The organism is Jeotgalicoccus aerolatus, from assembly GCF_014635205.1.
Taxonomy (GTDB): domain Bacteria; phylum Bacillota; class Bacilli; order Staphylococcales; family Salinicoccaceae; genus Jeotgalicoccus; species Jeotgalicoccus aerolatus.
In genome coordinates this window covers 110,476-125,880 of record NZ_BMCN01000001.1, presented here as the reverse complement: position 1 = coordinate 125,880, position 15,405 = coordinate 110,476, and the positions used below count along the sequence as shown (strand labels likewise).

Here is a 15,405-nt window from a genome sequence, read left to right as displayed (position 1 = left end):
TAAGGACCGCGAAGAGCAGCCTTTACACAGGGAATAATATAAAGATTATTTATTATCTTTTTTGTTATCTGTCACGATGTGAATGTTGTGGTTTTCATTACGTTCGCCTTCATCATCGATCACGTCAACATTGTGTTCTTTTTCGTACTTATTAACTTCGCTCTCAGAAATACCGCCTTCGTCTGCAAGAACTGATTCTCTTTGTTCGATGTCATCAGTATTTTCTGCATCCGGCTTAACATCTGCTGATGCGCTATTATTCTTCATGTTTTTCTGAGCTTTTTTCGCTTCATTTTTAACTGATTCAGCTTTTTCCTGACCTTTTTCTTTTAAGTTCTGTTTGTAAGCTTCAGGATCTTCTTTTGCTTTTGCATATTCATCTTTAGCTTTTGACTGTAAATCAGATGCTTTCACTTTCGCTGCATCGACTTGCTCGTTCGCTTTAGATTGTACTTCTTTTGCTTTGTCAGTCACTTTATTCTGAACGTTTTCTCTGTATGCCTGCGGGTCCTCTTTTGCTTTAGCATACTCTTCCTGTGCTTTAGCTTGCAGATCTTGTGCTTTAGCTGTCGCTTTTTCCTGCACGTTTTGTGCATAAGCTTTCGGATCTTCTTTCGCTTTCGCATATTCCTGTTTTACAGTTTCTTTATTATCTGCAAGTTTTTTTGCAGCGTATGCAATACCCAGTACTGCACCGACTCTAAATACAAAATTAAATAATTTTCCCATTTTGATACACCTCGTATTATAAAATTGTTTTCATTGGACTTAATATAAATAATACCCCTGCATCACCAATCTAAACTTAAATTGTTAAATTTTTTATTTCGTCCTCTGTTAACCTTCTATATTCGCCTTCGTTCAATGTTTCATCGAGTGTCAGCGAGGCAAAACCAGTACGTTTCAGCTTAACGACTTCGTTGCCGAGCGCCTGGAACATCCGCTTCACCTGGTGGAACTTCCCTTCGGTAATCGACAGGACGACTTCCTTTGGACTGACCCGTACGGCCTTGGCAGGCTTCGTCTTAAAATCTTTTAAGTCGATGCCGGACTCAAGCTTGTGAAGGTCTTCATCTGTTACATTATCTCTGGCAGTTACAAAATAAGTTTTATAATACTCATTTTTCGGCGATAACAGCTGGTGGGCTAATTTGCCGTCGTTCGTAATGAACAGCAGGCCTACCGTATCCTTATCCAACCTGCCGACCGGGAAAAGTTCGTTTTGCTGCGGATGGGCAATTAAATCGATGACCGTCGCTGTCGGACCATCTTCTGTCGATGAAATGACGCCGTCCGGCTTGTTCATCATTAAATAGATAAATTCTTCCAGCACGATCGGCAGACCGTCATACAGAATCTCGTCTTCGTATGATACTTCCGCCTTTGGACTTTTAACGACCGCACCATTGACTGTAATCAAACTTTTCTTGATCAGCTTGCTGACATCTTTGCGGCTGCCGACATTGGCATTCGCAAGATATTTATCGAGTCTCATTATAAAAATTTCACTCTCCTGCGGATTTTCTCTGCCCGTTCTCCGAGCACTTCATCGGCAAGTCCTGTTTTAAACCCTATAAACAGATACACAATCACACCGACCGGTACTGTAATGACTAAAGTAATGACTGAAGTCATCTTCGTCATATCTTCCATATTGATATTCATCATTAATAAATAATACACCACTTCAACTGACAACAGCATCATCAGTGCACACGCGATAATTTTGAAAATCGGTGCAACGAACGCCCGGAATCGGATTTTACCGTGTTTTTTAATAATGATTAAGTTCATAATGACACCGGCACCCAGGGCGATTGCTGTCCCCATCACCGCACCCGGCGTATAAAAGTTCATGATCAGCGGAATATTGATTCCGGCTTTAATAATCAGCATAATAATAACGACATAGAATGTCAGATGCTGCTTATCGATCCCCTGCACGATAGAGCACGTGACAGAGAACAGCGAAATAATAATGCTGACCGGCGCGTAGAATGTCAGAATCATAATACCGATTTCGTTATAGCTGTAAAAAGCAGTATAAATCGGTGCAGATAAAATCATCATGCCGATACCTGCCGGGATAACGAAGAACAGCAGCATAAGAATCATCGATTTCACTTGGCTGTGCACATTATCAAATAATTTCTGCTGATAGTTTTTTGTAATAAACGGCAAGATCGTAATGGCAAATGCCGAAGCAAATGCAGTTGGAATCATGACTAATTTATGCGTCGTTAAGTTCAGCATACCAAACCAGGAGTCCTGCAGACTGCCTGGCACACCGGCTAATGACAAGGCATTATTATGTGTCATCTGGTCGATAAATAAGACGACCGGTATACTGACACTGACGATAATAAATGGCAGACCGTATCGGATAATTTCCTTATACATATCCTTATAAGATAAATTAATTCCGCTCTTATCCTGTGCGAGCTGTTCTGCCATCATCGGTTTTCTCTTTCGCCAGAACACAGCGAGTGTTACTGTCGCACCGATTGCGCCGACGAAAGCAGCAAACACGGCAATTTCGTTAGCGGTTTTTATCGAACCATCTAAAACATTAATAACGATAAAAGCACCGGATAACAGTACTGCGATTCTTAAAATTTGTTCGACGACTGAAGATACACTCGTTGGACCAAATGATTCATGCCCCTGGAAAATACCTCTCCAGGTTGCCATGAACGGTACGACGATTACAGCGAAACTGATGACGCGAATAATACTTGTAATATCTTCAGTGCTCCAGCGGTGCTCTCCGCTGCCGCCCGCTGCACTTTGTGCTTCGGCGATTACAGGTGCCATAAAATATAAGGCTAGAAACGCGATTACACCTGACGCCATCATGACTAAGAGACTGGATTTGTATAACTTCCGGCTGGTCTCATAGGCGCCGAGTGCATTATACTTGGCGACGAATTTCGATACTGCACCGGGTACACCGGCGGCAGCCACCGACAGCATAATCGTGTACGGTGTATAAGCATACCCGTACAGGGCAAGGTTTTCTTCTCCGCCCATAATGCTGTAAAATGGAATTAAATACAGCATTCCTAAAATTTGAGTTGTAAATGTAGCTGCGGTTAAAAGAAATGTACCGCGAAACATCTTTTTCTGATCCGACATATATTAACCCTTCTTATCTATAATAAACATACCCATCATTATAATAGATAAAGGAATACTTTAAAACTAAAAGGAGAAAAACTTTATGTACGATACAATAGTAATCGGCGGCGGTGTCAGCGGAATTATGGCAGCTTACGCTGCGAGTCTGAATCATAACAAAGTGCTGCTCTTAGAAAAAAATAAAAAATTAGGCAAAAAACTGCTGATTTCCGGCGGCGGCCGCTGTAATGTGACCAACCGCCTGCCCTATGAAGAAATTATTCAGAATATCCCCGGCAATGGGAAATTTTTATACGGTCCATTTTCAGTTTTCGATAACGAATCGATTATTAAATTCGTGGAAGGAAACGGTGTTAAATTAAAAGAAGAAGACCATGGCCGCATGTTCCCGGTTTCTAATAAAGCGAAAGACGTGCTCAATGTCTTTTTAAACCAGCTGGAAGCGAATAAAGTCGACATCCAGTTTGAAACCGAAGTCGCTGCTGTCCTGTCGGAAAACCAGCAAATTACGGGTGTTAAAACGACAGACGGTTCGGTGTATACAGCTTCGAACGTCATCATAACTACCGGCGGTAAAAGCGTGCCGCAAACCGGTTCCACAGGCGACGGGCACAAATTCGCAAAAACACTCGGCCACACGGTGACTGATCTATTTCCGACCGAAGTGCCGATAACATCGAATCAGCGTTTCTTTACCGATGGTTCCTTAAAAGGCATTAGCCTCGATGATGTCGCCTTATCCGTCTTGAAGAAAAATGGCAAACCCCGTATTACCCACCAGATGGATATGATTTTTACGCACTTTGGTGTGAGCGGCCCGGCAGCACTTCGCTGCAGCCAGTTTGTTTATAAGGAACAACTCGCACAGAAAAAGGAAAATATTAAAATGCAGCTCGACTTTTTCCCCGAATATACTATGGGAGAAATGCAGGAATATATTAATCAGACCATTAAAGATAATATCGATAAAAGCCTTAAAAACATTTTAAAAAATATACATCAGGAACGCCTGATTACATTTGTGCTCGACTATTTAAAAATCGACGGCACGACGAGCGGCCATCACGTATCTAATGCACAAAAGCAGGCGCTGGTAGAATTCTTTAAACGCTTTACTTTTAACGTAAACGGCACTCAGTCTATTGAAAAAGCATTCGTAACCGGCGGCGGAGTGAATTTGAAGGAAATCAACCCGTCGACAATGTCGAGCAAACTAATTAACGGCCTTCACTTTGCAGGCGAAGTGCTCGACATTCACGGTTATACCGGCGGCTATAATATTACGAGCGCCCTGGTCACCGGTTACGTTGCGGGATATCACTGTTCCAGCAGTTAATTTTGCGGGATGATGTAATTTTGGTGATTATGCGGTCTAGACCGCCTACTCATCCAATGAGCCAACCCCAATGACCTGACAAAAAATACACATTAATCAAACCAAACACGACAATACAAAACAAAAACACCGCCCGAAGATGACAATAATCAGTCTTCGGGCGGTATCTTTTTAATTAGCTACAATATTTACTAATTTCTGAGGGACAACGATGACTTTACGTACCGTTTTTCCTTCTATTGCATCTTTGACTTTATCGTTTTCCATAGCTAGTGCTTCTGTCTCTTCTTTCGACATATCTCTTTCGATTTCCAGCTTAGTTTTCACTTTGCCGTTGACCTGAACGACGATTTCAATCGTATCTTCAACAAGTTTAGATTCGTCGTAAGTCGGCCATTCTTCGTAAGCAATCGTTTCAGTGTTGCCCAGTTTTTCCCACAATTCTTCAGCAATGTGCGGTGCAACCGGTGATAATAGTTTTACAAAGTTGCTGATATAAGTCTTGCTGACTTCAGCCGCTTTATATGACTCATTCACAAATACCATTAATTGTGAAATACCTGTGTTGAATAAGAGGGATTCAAAGTCTTCAGTTACTTTCTTAACCGTTTCGTTATAGACTTTAACCATTTCAGGCGTGTCTTTATCGACTACTTTGTCTGAAAGTTCTCCAGTATCTTCGTTAATAATGAGTCTCCAAATACGATCTAAGAATCGTCTCGCACCGTCGAGCCCGTTTTCACTCCATGCAATGGAAGCATCGAGCGGCCCCATGAACATTTCATACAGGCGTAAAGTATCCGCACCGTGTGAATATACGATATCATCCGGATTCACGACGTTCCCTTTAGATTTACTCATTTTTTCATTGCCTTCACCGAGGATCATCCCCTGGTTATACAGTTTCTGGAATGGTTCTTTAGTCGGCACCTCACCGATATCATAGAGGAACTTATGCCAGAATCTTGCGTAAAGCAGGTGCAGTACAGCATGTTCCGCTCCACCGATATATAAGTCAACAGGCAGCCAGTGTTTCAGTTTTTCAGGGTCTGCCAGCTGTTCAGTATTTTTAGGGTCGATAAAGCGCAGGAAGTACCAGCTGCTGCCGGCCCACTGCGGCATTGTGTTCGTTTCTCTGCGGCCTTTTACGCCATCTTCTCTCACCACTTCTATCCAGTCAGTGTTATTGGCCAGCGGTGATTCGCCTGTGCCGGACGGTTTTATTTCAGTCATTACCGGCAATTCAAGCGGCAGTTCTTCTTCCGGCACTGTCGACATCGTTCCGTCTTCCCAGTGAATGACAGGAATCGGCTCTCCCCAGTAACGCTGACGGCTAAACAGCCAATCTCTTAAGCGGTAAGTAACTTTCGCTTCACCTGCTCCTTTTTCTTCGAGCAGTGCGATTGCTTTAGCGATGCCGTCTGACAGACCGAGTCCGTTTAAAGGACCGGAATTAATGTGTACACCTTCACCGGTAAAGGCTTCTTCTTCAATATTGCCGCCTTCCAGCACAGGAATAATTTCCAGACCAAACTGCTTAGCAAATTCGTAGTCGCGCTCATCGTGCGCAGGTACTGCCATAATTGCACCGGTACCGTAAGATGCCAGCACGTAGTCCGCGATCCAAATCGGCAGTTTTTCACCGCTAGCTGGATTGATTGCATAACTGCCAGTAAATACACCTGTTTTTTCTTTGGCTAAATCTGTACGTTCCAGCTCGCTCTTGTGCGCTGCTTTTTCCTGATAGGCTTTGACCGCTTCACGCTGCTCATCAGACGTGATTTTATCGATTAATTTATGTTCAGGAGAAAGTACTGCATACGTCGCACCGTAAATCGTATCCGGACGTGTTGTAAATGCAGAGAATGACTCATCGAAACCGTCGATTTCAAAAGTGACATTTGCCCCTTCTGATTTACCGATCCAGTTGCGCTGCATATCTTTTAACGATTCAGGCCAGTCAAGATCATCAAGATCTTCCAGCAGACGGTCCGCATATTCAGTAATACGAAGAATCCACTGGCGCATTGGTTTTCTTACTACAGGATGCCCGCCGCGTTCACTTTTGCCATCAATGACTTCTTCATTCGCCAGAACTGTTCCAAGTGCTTCACACCAGTTAACAGGTACTTCATCGACGTAAGCCAATCCTTTATTATACAGCTGGATAAAAATCCACTGTGTCCATTTGTAGTATTCAGGATCTGTCGTATTAACCTCTCTGTCCCAGTCGTAGCTGAAACCGAGCGCTTTAATCTGACGACGGAAATTATCTATATTTTTTTCATTGAATGCATGAATGTCGTTCCCCGTATCGATCGCATACTGTTCAGCAGGGAGACCAAAAGCATCCCAGCCCATCGGGTGCAGAACATTGTAGCCCTGCATGCGTTTCATACGGCTGACGATATCCGTCGCTGTATAGCCTTCAGGGTGTCCAACGTGCAGGCCTGCGCCTGACGGATATGGGAACATATCCAGGGCATAGAATTTCTCCTTGCCGATTTCATCTTCCGCTTTAAATGTCTTGCTGTTTTCCCAGTGCTGCTGCCATTTCTTTTCAATATCTCTGTGCTTAAACGTCATTGGTTTTCCTCCTATTAAATAAAAAAATCCCATATCTAAAAAAGATATGGGACGATCTATACGACCGCGGTACCACCCGCATTCACATTAATGTGCAACTTTAAAATATATTGAATTCACACAGACAAGTTCACAAAACGCTTATACCGGTTCACACCAGCCACCGGCTCGCTTAAAAAAACGTGTATGCTACTGCTTCTGATACTTTAAATATAGCTGAATTTTATCAATATAGCAAGACTGTCATTGTCCTTCTATGTCTAAGAGCAGTTTCTTTTTATCGAGGCCGCCGGTATAGCCGCCGAGCGTATGATTGCTCGCAATCACTCTGTGACACGGAATAATAATCGAAATCGGATTTTTACCATTCGCATTGGCAACGGCACGTGAATAATTGCTGCCGCTGATTCGCTCTGCAAGTGTCTTATAACTGATCGTTTCTCCGTAAGGGATCTTTCTGAGTTCCTTCCAAACCGACTGCTGGAAATCCGTACCGCCTGCTTCAGGATTCAGTTTGACATCAAAATTTTGACGCTCGCCTTTAAAATATTCACTTAACTCTCTAATACACTGTTCGACAACAGGTGTCATGTCATCTGATGGCTCCGCCTGGTCACTGTAATCGATTCTTACAATTGCATCATCATCCGCTTCAATTCTCAGCCAGCCGACATCAAACGCCTTGAAATATACTGTCATCATATCAGTCCTTATAAGTAATATTGTATCCTTTATCATACGTCAAACCGACCCGTTTTAACAAAATTACATACGATAAAATACTCAAAACGATTAAAGCACCGATTACCATCAGCATCGTCCCGTCTTTCAGCACATATTTCTCACCATCAAATCCCACGGTAAACTGAGTCATATAGCCCATTAAAAATATAAGGGCGAAAATCGTGACTGAAATAATAACGTTGGCCGCAGTATCCAGTCTGACTGCAGGATTTTTCTTCGATACCACCGGGTTCATTACACCGAGCAGCATGCCTAAAGGTGCTGCCGTCATAACTAACAATACAGAAACTGCGATCGAGTACAGCAGTGTCGTGAACGGAACGTCCAATATAAAATAAATAATTATCGTAATAAATATATACATTGGGGCAATGGTAATAATATTATATAAATATTTTGCTTTAGCGATATCTAGACCGCTGATCGGCATCATTTTTAAAAATGAATAGATTTGAGCATCCCGCGCCGTATTATTCGCAGCGACGAATAGAGAAATCATAATTGAACCGGCAAAAGCGATTGAAATCATAATCTGATCATGGGAACCTGCCTCACCTCCGAAAATCATCGGGTTGGTCGACAGTAAATACAAAAATACGAAGGGAAATAAATATTGAGGCAGCACTGCTGACCACTCTTTAAAATCCCTTTTGGTCATCGTTAAATCTTTTTTCAATAATGATTTTACCGGTGAGTCTACAACTAGTGCGCCCCTTTTTTTCTTGCTGGCTACCGCTCCAGTTTGACTCCGCCCTTTTGTAAATGCAGCTGTGACATAATTCAGCATCAGGCTGATTAATAAAATGCTGCCGCCTATTAAAAGCAGTCCGCCGATTATGACTTTCATATTATTCGGACTGTAAAGAAAGCCTTGGTAAACACTGCTCATATCCGGCATCCATTGGAGCACGTCCATTAAATACTGGCTGCCGGCTAAAAAGATAAAATAAGGCAGTACACTGGCAACACCGCCTGCCAGTGTCAGCACTTCCCCCACACGCTTAGCCGAAGATATTTTCGTTACAGTAAATACGATGCCGTAAGCAAGCACGATACTGATTACACCGAGAAATAAAAAATAACTTAAATGAGAAAAGAACAGCACTAATGATGCATAGCGTGCAGCCAGTGCTGTCGTTGTTGCAATGCTTAAAAATATAACGAAAGGCAGCACTTTTAAAGTAAATTGATACAGCATTTTTATACTGAATACTGCTTTTGGCGTTACAGGCAGCACCAGATAGGAATCGATATTTTTATCCATAAACATTTCTTTTATAATGCCGTTGACTAAAAAAAGAGACAGTACAGGCACGATAAATACAGACAGTAAAAACATTGCTTTGCCGATCATAATTTCATCAGCATTGCTTAAAAAAATATTTAAAACCATCCAGATACCGGGAATAATTAAAGAAAATACGATAAGTGCCAAAAATAAATACATAATAATTTTTCCGGTATTCATCGCTTTAAAATAATTTAGGCGGGACTGGAACTCAACTTTCAGAATGCTCTTCTTCATAAGCATCCTCCTCACCGGTTACGTATAGGAATATGTCCTCCAGAGTTTTTAAGCCGTCCAGGCCAGCACTCAATTCTTCGAGCGTGCCGAGTGCTCTAATCTCTCCTTTGTATATAATGCAGATCCGGTCTGCGATTTCTTCAGCCAGGCTGAGGGTGTGCGTCGTTAAAAAGACCGTATTGCCTTTTTTAACATAGTCCGTTAAATAGTTTTTTAACTCGCGGTTGCTTTTTGGATCGAGACCGACATTCGGTTCATCTAAAAAGATGACTTCAGGAGAGTGCATGAGCGCGCCGATTACTACTAGCTTTTGCCGCATGCCGTGGGAATATTCTTCAACTAAAGTGCCGAGATCGTTGCCGAGTTCGAACATATCGACGAGTTCTGTCCGCTTTTTTTCGTATTCATTTGCTTCCATTTTATAGACGCTCGCGACAAAATTTAAATATTCATTACCAGTCAGTTTGCCGATAATATCCGGGGTATCCGGTACAAAACTGATTTTTCTTTTCAGCTCGATATTGTTTAGGTCCATCGGTTCACCTAATATTTCGACTGATCCTTCGGTCGGTTCCAAGAGTCCCATCAGCATTTTTATAGTGGTAGACTTGCCCGAACCGTTCGGTCCGAGGTAAGCAAACAGCTCCCCTTTTTTCACTTCGATATTTATATTTTTAACTGCGGTTTTTTCGCCGTATGTTTTACTTAAATTTATTGCTGTAATCATAATAGACCCAACCTTCTTGTGATAAAATTAACGGTACTGAAAGGATTGATATGTATGTTTAAAAAAATTCTGCCTGCCGGGAAAGACTTCATCGAAGAAATCGTTGATCCGGCAGATACGCTGATCGATGCGACTTGCGGCAACGGGCATGATTCTGCTTATTTGTCCGCTCTCGTTCCAAATGGTCATGTCTACAGTTTCGACATTCAAAGTCAGGCGATTGAAAGTGCCAAAAACAACTATCCGAAAACCAATATTTCTTTTATTCATGACGGCCACGAAAATATCGGCAGCCATGTCAAGGCCCCTGTAAAAGCCGGGATATTTAACCTGGGTTATTTACCGGGCGGTGATAAATCGATTACAACCGCCTACCAGACTACCATTGCTGCCATCAATGAATTATTTAAACTGCTGACAGCCGGCGGAAGGATCATTATCGTCGTCTATCACGGGCATGACAGCGGTAAAATTGAAAGAGATGCCCTGCTCGATCATTTAACAAGCTGGGATCAGAACCAGGCTCAAGTACTCATGTATCAATATATCAATCAAAAGAACAATGCACCGTTTCTTTTAGTGATAGAAAAACTGCGCTAACTAAATAATCCGTACATCATTTTCCAAAATAGAAAACCGACGTACGGCCTGTTTATTTATTCCGGTATAATTCCGATTGAAAACAGCTGGGCATTTAAAAACTGAGTCATCAAATAATAAGGCTGTTCAATATTTTCTCTTTGGAAGATACTGTGTTCAGCAGAATTCAGCATGACAAATCTGAAATCATCCGATAAAGCCCGCTTAATATATTTTGAAGATAAGTAAGGATTAATGATCTGATTGTCGCTGCTCATCATAGTCAGGATGGGGACATCACTGACTTCTTCCATATTTTCAGATGTCACTTTCATCTGGTTGATAATCGTTTTATACCATTGGAAGCTTACTTTATCAACAATCAGTTCATCTTCTTTATAGCGCTGTAAAAAGCGCTTATCTTCAGTAAAATAATTCATCTTAATCCCTAAATTAAATCTGGATTCATCGCTCGTTACGCGCACGCTCGTTAAAATCGTATTTTTACGGTTCATAAATGACTGTTTAAACGATAACAGCGGATTTAAAGCAATAATGCCGTCCGACTGAATGCGGTTCTGCCTGTGCGCCTCAAGTGCGATCAGACCGCCGAGTCCCTGGCCGATAATAAAGGTCGGCAAATCATACTGACGCGCCAGATTATGCCACTCCGTCACTCTTTCGATGTACTGATCGAAACTGTTTATATGTCCTTTATTTACACGTGTTGTCTGACCGTGTCCGGGTAAATCTCCGATAATGACATGGTAGCCGTCACGGCGTAATTTCACAGTCAGTTCATCGTAATATTCGTGGTGCTCTAAAAGGTCATGAACGATGACCGCGACACCTTTCGCTTCGTTTTCTGTCTCCCACTTCCACATAAGCTTTCTCCTTACAAAAATACGCAAATTTGATATGATGAATTTATTATAACATTTGAGATGGGAAAGGAAATTCAAAATGATAATCGATTATAAAAACCACACACCAAAAATTAGTGACAGTGCCTTTATCGCACCCAATGCAACAGTTATCGGAGATGTAGAAATCGGCGAACACTCATCCGTACTATTCGGATCCGTTGTCCGCGGAGATATTGCACCCGTTCGTATCGGCAATTACACCAATGTGCAAGACCTGTCTGTGCTTCACCAGACACCCGGCCTTCCGCTGACGCTCGAAGATAACGTCACGATCGGACATAAGGTCACGCTCCACAGCTGCACAGTTAAAAAAGGCGCTTTAGTCGGTATGGATTCAATTGTGCTTGATGAAGCAGTGATTGGTGAAAATTCCTTTATCGGTGCAGGTTCGCTCGTTACCGGCGGCACTGTTATACCGCCGAACACTTTAGCATTCGGCCGTCCCGCAAAAGTTGTCAGAGAGCTGACAGAAGAGGATTTAGAAGAGATGAAACGCATTAATGAGACATATGTTGGTCACATTCCAAACTATAAAAATTAAATAATTTAAATCTTTTACACCCTTTTTCTTATAAAAGACGGTATAATAAATTCAGCATTAAGAAAACGCTTTATTTACAGGAGGATTAGCAATGGGAGTAGTTAGAGATTTATTCATCGGTTTATCGGAAAACGAGATTTTAAATGATGCGTCAAAGAAAATGGGACTTAGATTTGGTGCACAGAAAGTAGTCGGAGGAACAGGTGTAGATGACACTCTCGTTCGCTTCGCCGATCTGAATAATCAAGGTATGAGTATTACATTTGATAACTTAGGGGAATTCATATCCGACCGCAAAGAGGCGGAAAAAGAGAAAAATAATATTATTAAAATGATTAAGGCGGTTAATGAAAAAGATCTGACTGTGCACGCATCGGTTAAACTTTCACAAATCGGCTTAAATATAGATGAAACATTCTGTTATGAAAATATAAAAGAAATACTGGATGCTGCTAAAGAAGCAAATATGTTCGTGAATCTGGATATGGAGAACTATTTGTCTAAAGGACCGTCTCTGACGATTTTAGATAAGCTCCTTGAAGAATACGACAACGTTGGTACAGTGATTCAGGCATATTTTTACGATGCTAAAAAAGACGTCAGAAAATATAAAGATATCCGCACACGTCTGGTGAAAGGCGCATACAAAGAACCTGCAACGATTGCCTATCAGAGCAAGGCAGATATCGATCAGTCATATTTTGAAATTATTAAAACACATTTAGTAGAAGGCAACGGCTTCACATCCATTGCAACACACGACCATAATATCATTGAAAAAACGATTCGCTTTATCGAAACAATGGGTATTTCGAAAGACGAATTTGAATTCCAGATGCTCTATGGTTTCCGTAAAGACTATCAGCAGGACTTAGTTGCCCGCGGATATAACATGTGTGTCTATGTGCCATACGGTACGGACTGGTACGCGTATTTCATGAGACGTCTGGCAGAAAGACCTCAAAACCTTAACCTGGTCGTTAAATCATTCACATCGAATGATAAAGTGAAATACGGTGCAATTGCAGCCGCTGCTGTTGCAGGTGTTGCATTATTAGCCAAAGCATTTAAAACTAAAAAATAGATTGGAATTTTTATGAATAAATATTTGAGTATAGGCGCAGGAGCAGCACTCGGTGCACTGCTGCGCTTTTTACTGTCCATAGGAGTTATTACGCTCCAGCTGCCATTTTACAGCAGTACTTTAATCGTAAACTTGGCCGGCGCCTTATTAATTGGTATTTTTATCGCCAAAGAACTGAAACCGGGTTTGAACGCTTTTTTAATCACGGGATTTCTCGGCAGCTTTACAACATTTTCAATGTTGAGTTATGAACAGTATTTGCTGCTGTCATACGGTGACTATTTGATGTTTATCGTCTACCTCGGTATTAATTTATCCCTGGGACTCGCGGCGGTCTTTCTTGGATTTACGCTGGGAGGTAAAAAAGTCAATGATTAACCTGATGACGATGATGGTCGCTGCAGCACTTGGTGCCTGCCTGCGCGCTTATATTAGCCAGCTGTCCGTATTTAAAAATAAGGACATGCCATACGGTACCATAGCGGTGAATATTGCCGGGGCATTTTTAATGGGTATGGTTGCAATAATGGTCGCGGAAAATACACAGTATTATTTAATCATTGCTGTCGGTTTTTTAGGCGGCTTTACTACCTATTCACAATTCGCTTTGGATCAGTTCAATCTGCTCCGTGAAAAGAAAACAAAATTATTTTTAAAATATTCGTGTGTAACTATATTCTTCACCCTGGTTGCAGTTGCCTGCGGATTAATCGCGGGAAGTATGTTTATATAGACTAAAATGCCCGGACTCTTCGATGAGCCGGGCATTTTTTGCTGTCAGGTTGATGAGTGTTCTCGTTAGACTGATAAACAAAAAAACCAGAGTCACCTCTGGTTTTTAGCATGCTTAGCTGTAAATTCTTCTATAAGCAAATGGAAATCTTCCAGATGATTTTTTATCTTTTCATGACTCCAGTCCCACCAATTAATTTGCAGCAATTCTTCTATAATTTCTTCACTGAACCGTTTCTTTATTTCTTTTGCCGGGACACCGACGGCTATTGCATACGGTGCAACGTCTTTAGTCACTACCGCACCTGCACCAATTACCGCACCGTGACCGATTGTAACTTCCGGCGAAATAATTGCCCCGTGTCCAATCCAGGTGTCATGCCCGATGTATGTCTTCCTGCTTTGTCTGTGGTCAAAAAAGCGCTCATCGTCAGTGTCAGCAAAACTGTACATTTTCTGCCTATAGGTAAAGTGATGCAATGATGGCCGAGCGTAAGGATGATCCGTCGGACCGATTCTGACATTTGCTGCAATATTTGAGAATTTGCCAATCTCCGTATTTTGAACAAAACAGAACTGCCCCGTATAAGAATAATCTCCAAACGTGCTGTTCTCTAAAAAGTTAAACATACCGACTTCTGTATATGCGCCAAAATCACAATTAGTAATTTTCACATTTTCATGAATTAACACTTCATCACTCAATACTTTATTAGAAATATTCATACTCAGCCTCCACAACCTTGTTACTTATCACTGTAACTTGTTGCCAAGCTGCATTTCGTAAAGTAACGGTTAAAATTGTATCGGCCGAGTAAATATTAGCCCAGTTTTCTGTACTGCTGCTGTTGTGATGATGTTTTTTCTATTGCTTCGACTGATTTTTTTTTCTGTACTTTTTCTAAAAATAAACGGCCTAAGCTGCTTCGTGTTTCTGTTTTAATTCGGTTCCATTTATATCCTTTGAACAAATCTTTTAACAGAAAAACTTCGCCTTCTTTTAAGTTTTTCGTTTCCTGCCATGCTTCTTTAATAATTTTCTTCTCTTTTTTAGCCATTTCTTTCACCTCAAAATTTATATTACATTAGTAATACCCTTTTAGAGGATTTTATAACAAATTAGAGCGTTGCGTTCGCAATCAGCATATCAATTTCACGTATATCAATCTTTTTATCGAGTTTGATTTTAAATTGCCCGGCTCTTGTCCAGAGTTCTAATTCAGCGTTCATATCAAACATTCCTCTGGCATTTTCTGAAGACCACATATTAATAATATTATAAGAGATTGAATACAACTCTACTTTTTTTCCTGTCACACCTTGAGAATCTCGGAGGATAATACGTTTTGTCGTAAACGTCACACTGTCTCGAAATGTTTTATACGATTTTACCGCTTCCTCGCCATTGACCAGCATGTTTTCAATGTCTTCCGGCACTGTAATTTCATTCAACAAAGTGACTTCTAAAATATTATTCATTGTTAAAA

Annotated in this window: 17 protein-coding genes; 6 read left to right on the top strand and 11 right to left on the bottom strand. The window is 41.3% G+C overall.

Annotated features, from left to right (window positions below):
• Positions 1-45: 45 nt before the first annotated feature.
• From IEU81_RS00770 to IEU81_RS00760, 3 genes are all read right to left on the bottom strand, one after another.
• The gene (locus IEU81_RS00770; RefSeq protein ID WP_176760634.1) at positions 46-729 is read right to left on the bottom strand and encodes a hypothetical protein; all 684 of its coding nucleotides are present in this window, start codon (positions 727-729) and stop codon (positions 46-48) included.
• Between the two features lie 76 nt (positions 730-805).
• A complete protein-coding gene (locus IEU81_RS00765; protein ID WP_092598308.1) occupies positions 806-1,495 on the bottom strand; it encodes a pseudouridine synthase in 690 nt (229 codons plus the stop codon).
• Positions 1,495-3,135, bottom strand: a complete 1,641-nt coding sequence (locus tag IEU81_RS00760; protein ID WP_186089837.1) for a putative polysaccharide biosynthesis protein — start codon at positions 3,133-3,135, stop codon at positions 1,495-1,497. The genes IEU81_RS00765 and IEU81_RS00760 overlap by 1 nt, the downstream gene beginning before the upstream one ends.
• An 85-nt stretch (positions 3,136-3,220) precedes the next feature.
• On the opposite strand from IEU81_RS00760, the gene IEU81_RS00755 reads away from it, so the two are divergent.
• Positions 3,221-4,474: a BaiN/RdsA family NAD(P)/FAD-dependent oxidoreductase gene (locus IEU81_RS00755; RefSeq protein WP_092598302.1), complete on the top strand. Its 1,254-nt coding sequence runs from the start codon at positions 3,221-3,223 to the stop codon at positions 4,472-4,474.
• Positions 4,475-4,645: 171 nt separating this feature from the next.
• On the opposite strand, the gene leuS is transcribed toward IEU81_RS00755, so the two are convergent.
• From leuS to IEU81_RS00735, 4 genes are all read right to left on the bottom strand, one after another.
• Complete coding sequence (leuS, locus tag IEU81_RS00750) at positions 4,646-7,060, bottom strand: leucine--tRNA ligase (RefSeq protein WP_186089836.1); 2,415 nt, start codon at positions 7,058-7,060, stop codon at positions 4,646-4,648.
• Positions 7,061-7,303: 243 nt separating this feature from the next.
• Positions 7,304-7,759 carry a methylated-DNA--[protein]-cysteine S-methyltransferase gene (locus tag IEU81_RS00745; RefSeq protein ID WP_176760641.1) on the bottom strand — a complete coding sequence of 152 codons (456 nt, stop codon included), beginning with the start codon at positions 7,757-7,759 and terminating at the stop codon, positions 7,304-7,306.
• A gap of 4 nt (positions 7,760-7,763) precedes the next feature.
• Complete coding sequence (locus IEU81_RS00740; RefSeq protein ID WP_092598293.1) at positions 7,764-9,329, bottom strand: hypothetical protein; 1,566 nt, start codon at positions 9,327-9,329, stop codon at positions 7,764-7,766.
• Positions 9,304-10,056, bottom strand: coding sequence for an ABC transporter ATP-binding protein (locus tag IEU81_RS00735; RefSeq protein ID WP_186089834.1), 753 nt, complete (start codon positions 10,054-10,056; stop codon positions 9,304-9,306). The genes IEU81_RS00740 and IEU81_RS00735 overlap by 26 nt, the downstream gene beginning before the upstream one ends.
• A 54-nt stretch (positions 10,057-10,110) precedes the next feature.
• Between IEU81_RS00735 and mnmM the strand changes: the two genes are divergently transcribed.
• Positions 10,111-10,656 carry a tRNA 5-(aminomethyl)-2-thiouridylate-methyltransferase MnmM gene (gene mnmM / locus IEU81_RS00730; RefSeq protein ID WP_186089833.1) on the top strand — a complete coding sequence of 182 codons (546 nt, stop codon included), beginning with the start codon at positions 10,111-10,113 and terminating at the stop codon, positions 10,654-10,656.
• A gap of 56 nt (positions 10,657-10,712) precedes the next feature.
• Here the strand turns inward: mnmM and IEU81_RS00725 are convergent, their stop codons facing one another.
• The gene (locus tag IEU81_RS00725; protein ID WP_092598284.1) at positions 10,713-11,519 is read right to left on the bottom strand and encodes an alpha/beta fold hydrolase; all 807 of its coding nucleotides are present in this window, start codon (positions 11,517-11,519) and stop codon (positions 10,713-10,715) included.
• 79 nt (positions 11,520-11,598) lie between these two features.
• Here IEU81_RS00725 and IEU81_RS00720 point away from each other — a divergent pair, with 79 nt between their 5' ends.
• The 4 genes from IEU81_RS00720 to crcB all read left to right on the top strand — a co-directional run bounded on the left by IEU81_RS00720 (position 11,599) and on the right by crcB (position 13,919).
• The gene (locus IEU81_RS00720) at positions 11,599-12,102 is read left to right on the top strand and encodes a gamma carbonic anhydrase (protein WP_186089831.1); all 504 of its coding nucleotides are present in this window, start codon (positions 11,599-11,601) and stop codon (positions 12,100-12,102) included.
• Positions 12,103-12,193: 91 nt separating this feature from the next.
• Positions 12,194-13,186 (top strand): proline dehydrogenase family protein, encoded by a 993-nt coding sequence (locus IEU81_RS00715; protein ID WP_092598279.1) that lies wholly within the window; start codon positions 12,194-12,196, stop codon positions 13,184-13,186.
• Positions 13,187-13,198: 12 nt separating this feature from the next.
• Positions 13,199-13,564, top strand: coding sequence for a fluoride efflux transporter FluC (locus IEU81_RS00710; protein ID WP_186089830.1), 366 nt, complete (start codon positions 13,199-13,201; stop codon positions 13,562-13,564).
• Entirely contained in the window at positions 13,557-13,919 is a 363-nt protein-coding gene (crcB, locus tag IEU81_RS00705) for a fluoride efflux transporter CrcB (RefSeq protein ID WP_186089828.1), read from the top strand. The genes IEU81_RS00710 and crcB overlap by 8 nt, the downstream gene beginning before the upstream one ends.
• A 92-nt stretch (positions 13,920-14,011) precedes the next feature.
• Here crcB and IEU81_RS00700 read toward each other — a convergent pair whose 3' ends face one another.
• The 3 genes from IEU81_RS00700 to IEU81_RS00690 form a co-directional block, all read right to left on the bottom strand.
• Positions 14,012-14,644 carry an LbetaH domain-containing protein gene (locus IEU81_RS00700; protein ID WP_186089826.1) on the bottom strand — a complete coding sequence of 211 codons (633 nt, stop codon included), beginning with the start codon at positions 14,642-14,644 and terminating at the stop codon, positions 14,012-14,014.
• Positions 14,645-14,739: 95 nt separating this feature from the next.
• Positions 14,740-14,976 carry a DUF1413 domain-containing protein gene (locus IEU81_RS00695; protein WP_186089825.1) on the bottom strand — a complete coding sequence of 79 codons (237 nt, stop codon included), beginning with the start codon at positions 14,974-14,976 and terminating at the stop codon, positions 14,740-14,742.
• 61 nt (positions 14,977-15,037) lie between these two features.
• Positions 15,038-15,397, bottom strand: coding sequence for a PH domain-containing protein (locus IEU81_RS00690; protein WP_186089823.1), 360 nt, complete (start codon positions 15,395-15,397; stop codon positions 15,038-15,040).
• Positions 15,398-15,405: the final 8 nt, after the last annotated feature.

Coding starts and splice junctions, on each gene's coding strand:
- IEU81_RS00765 (WP_092598308.1), bottom strand. CDS start 1,495: ATGAGACTCGATAAATATCTTGCGAATGCCAATGTCGGCAGCCGCAAA.
- IEU81_RS00725 (WP_092598284.1), bottom strand. CDS start 11,519: ATGTGGAAGTGGGAGACAGAAAACGAAGCGAAAGGTGTCGCGGTCATC.
- IEU81_RS00770 (WP_176760634.1), bottom strand. CDS start 729: ATGGGAAAATTATTTAATTTTGTATTTAGAGTCGGTGCAGTACTGGGT.
- crcB (WP_186089828.1), top strand. CDS start 13,557: ATGATTAACCTGATGACGATGATGGTCGCTGCAGCACTTGGTGCCTGC.
- IEU81_RS00695 (WP_186089825.1), bottom strand. CDS start 14,976: ATGGCTAAAAAAGAGAAGAAAATTATTAAAGAAGCATGGCAGGAAACG.
- IEU81_RS00710 (WP_186089830.1), top strand. CDS start 13,199: ATGAATAAATATTTGAGTATAGGCGCAGGAGCAGCACTCGGTGCACTG.
- leuS (WP_186089836.1), bottom strand. CDS start 7,060: ATGACGTTTAAGCACAGAGATATTGAAAAGAAATGGCAGCAGCACTGG.
- IEU81_RS00740 (WP_092598293.1), bottom strand. CDS start 9,329: ATGAAGAAGAGCATTCTGAAAGTTGAGTTCCAGTCCCGCCTAAATTAT.
- IEU81_RS00690 (WP_186089823.1), bottom strand. CDS start 15,397: ATGAATAATATTTTAGAAGTCACTTTGTTGAATGAAATTACAGTGCCG.
- IEU81_RS00735 (WP_186089834.1), bottom strand. CDS start 10,056: ATGATTACAGCAATAAATTTAAGTAAAACATACGGCGAAAAAACCGCA.
- IEU81_RS00755 (WP_092598302.1), top strand. CDS start 3,221: ATGTACGATACAATAGTAATCGGCGGCGGTGTCAGCGGAATTATGGCA.
- IEU81_RS00745 (WP_176760641.1), bottom strand. CDS start 7,759: ATGACAGTATATTTCAAGGCGTTTGATGTCGGCTGGCTGAGAATTGAA.
- IEU81_RS00720 (WP_186089831.1), top strand. CDS start 11,599: ATGATAATCGATTATAAAAACCACACACCAAAAATTAGTGACAGTGCC.
- IEU81_RS00700 (WP_186089826.1), bottom strand. CDS start 14,644: ATGAATATTTCTAATAAAGTATTGAGTGATGAAGTGTTAATTCATGAA.
- IEU81_RS00715 (WP_092598279.1), top strand. CDS start 12,194: ATGGGAGTAGTTAGAGATTTATTCATCGGTTTATCGGAAAACGAGATT.
- mnmM (WP_186089833.1), top strand. CDS start 10,111: ATGTTTAAAAAAATTCTGCCTGCCGGGAAAGACTTCATCGAAGAAATC.
- IEU81_RS00760 (WP_186089837.1), bottom strand. CDS start 3,135: ATGTCGGATCAGAAAAAGATGTTTCGCGGTACATTTCTTTTAACCGCA.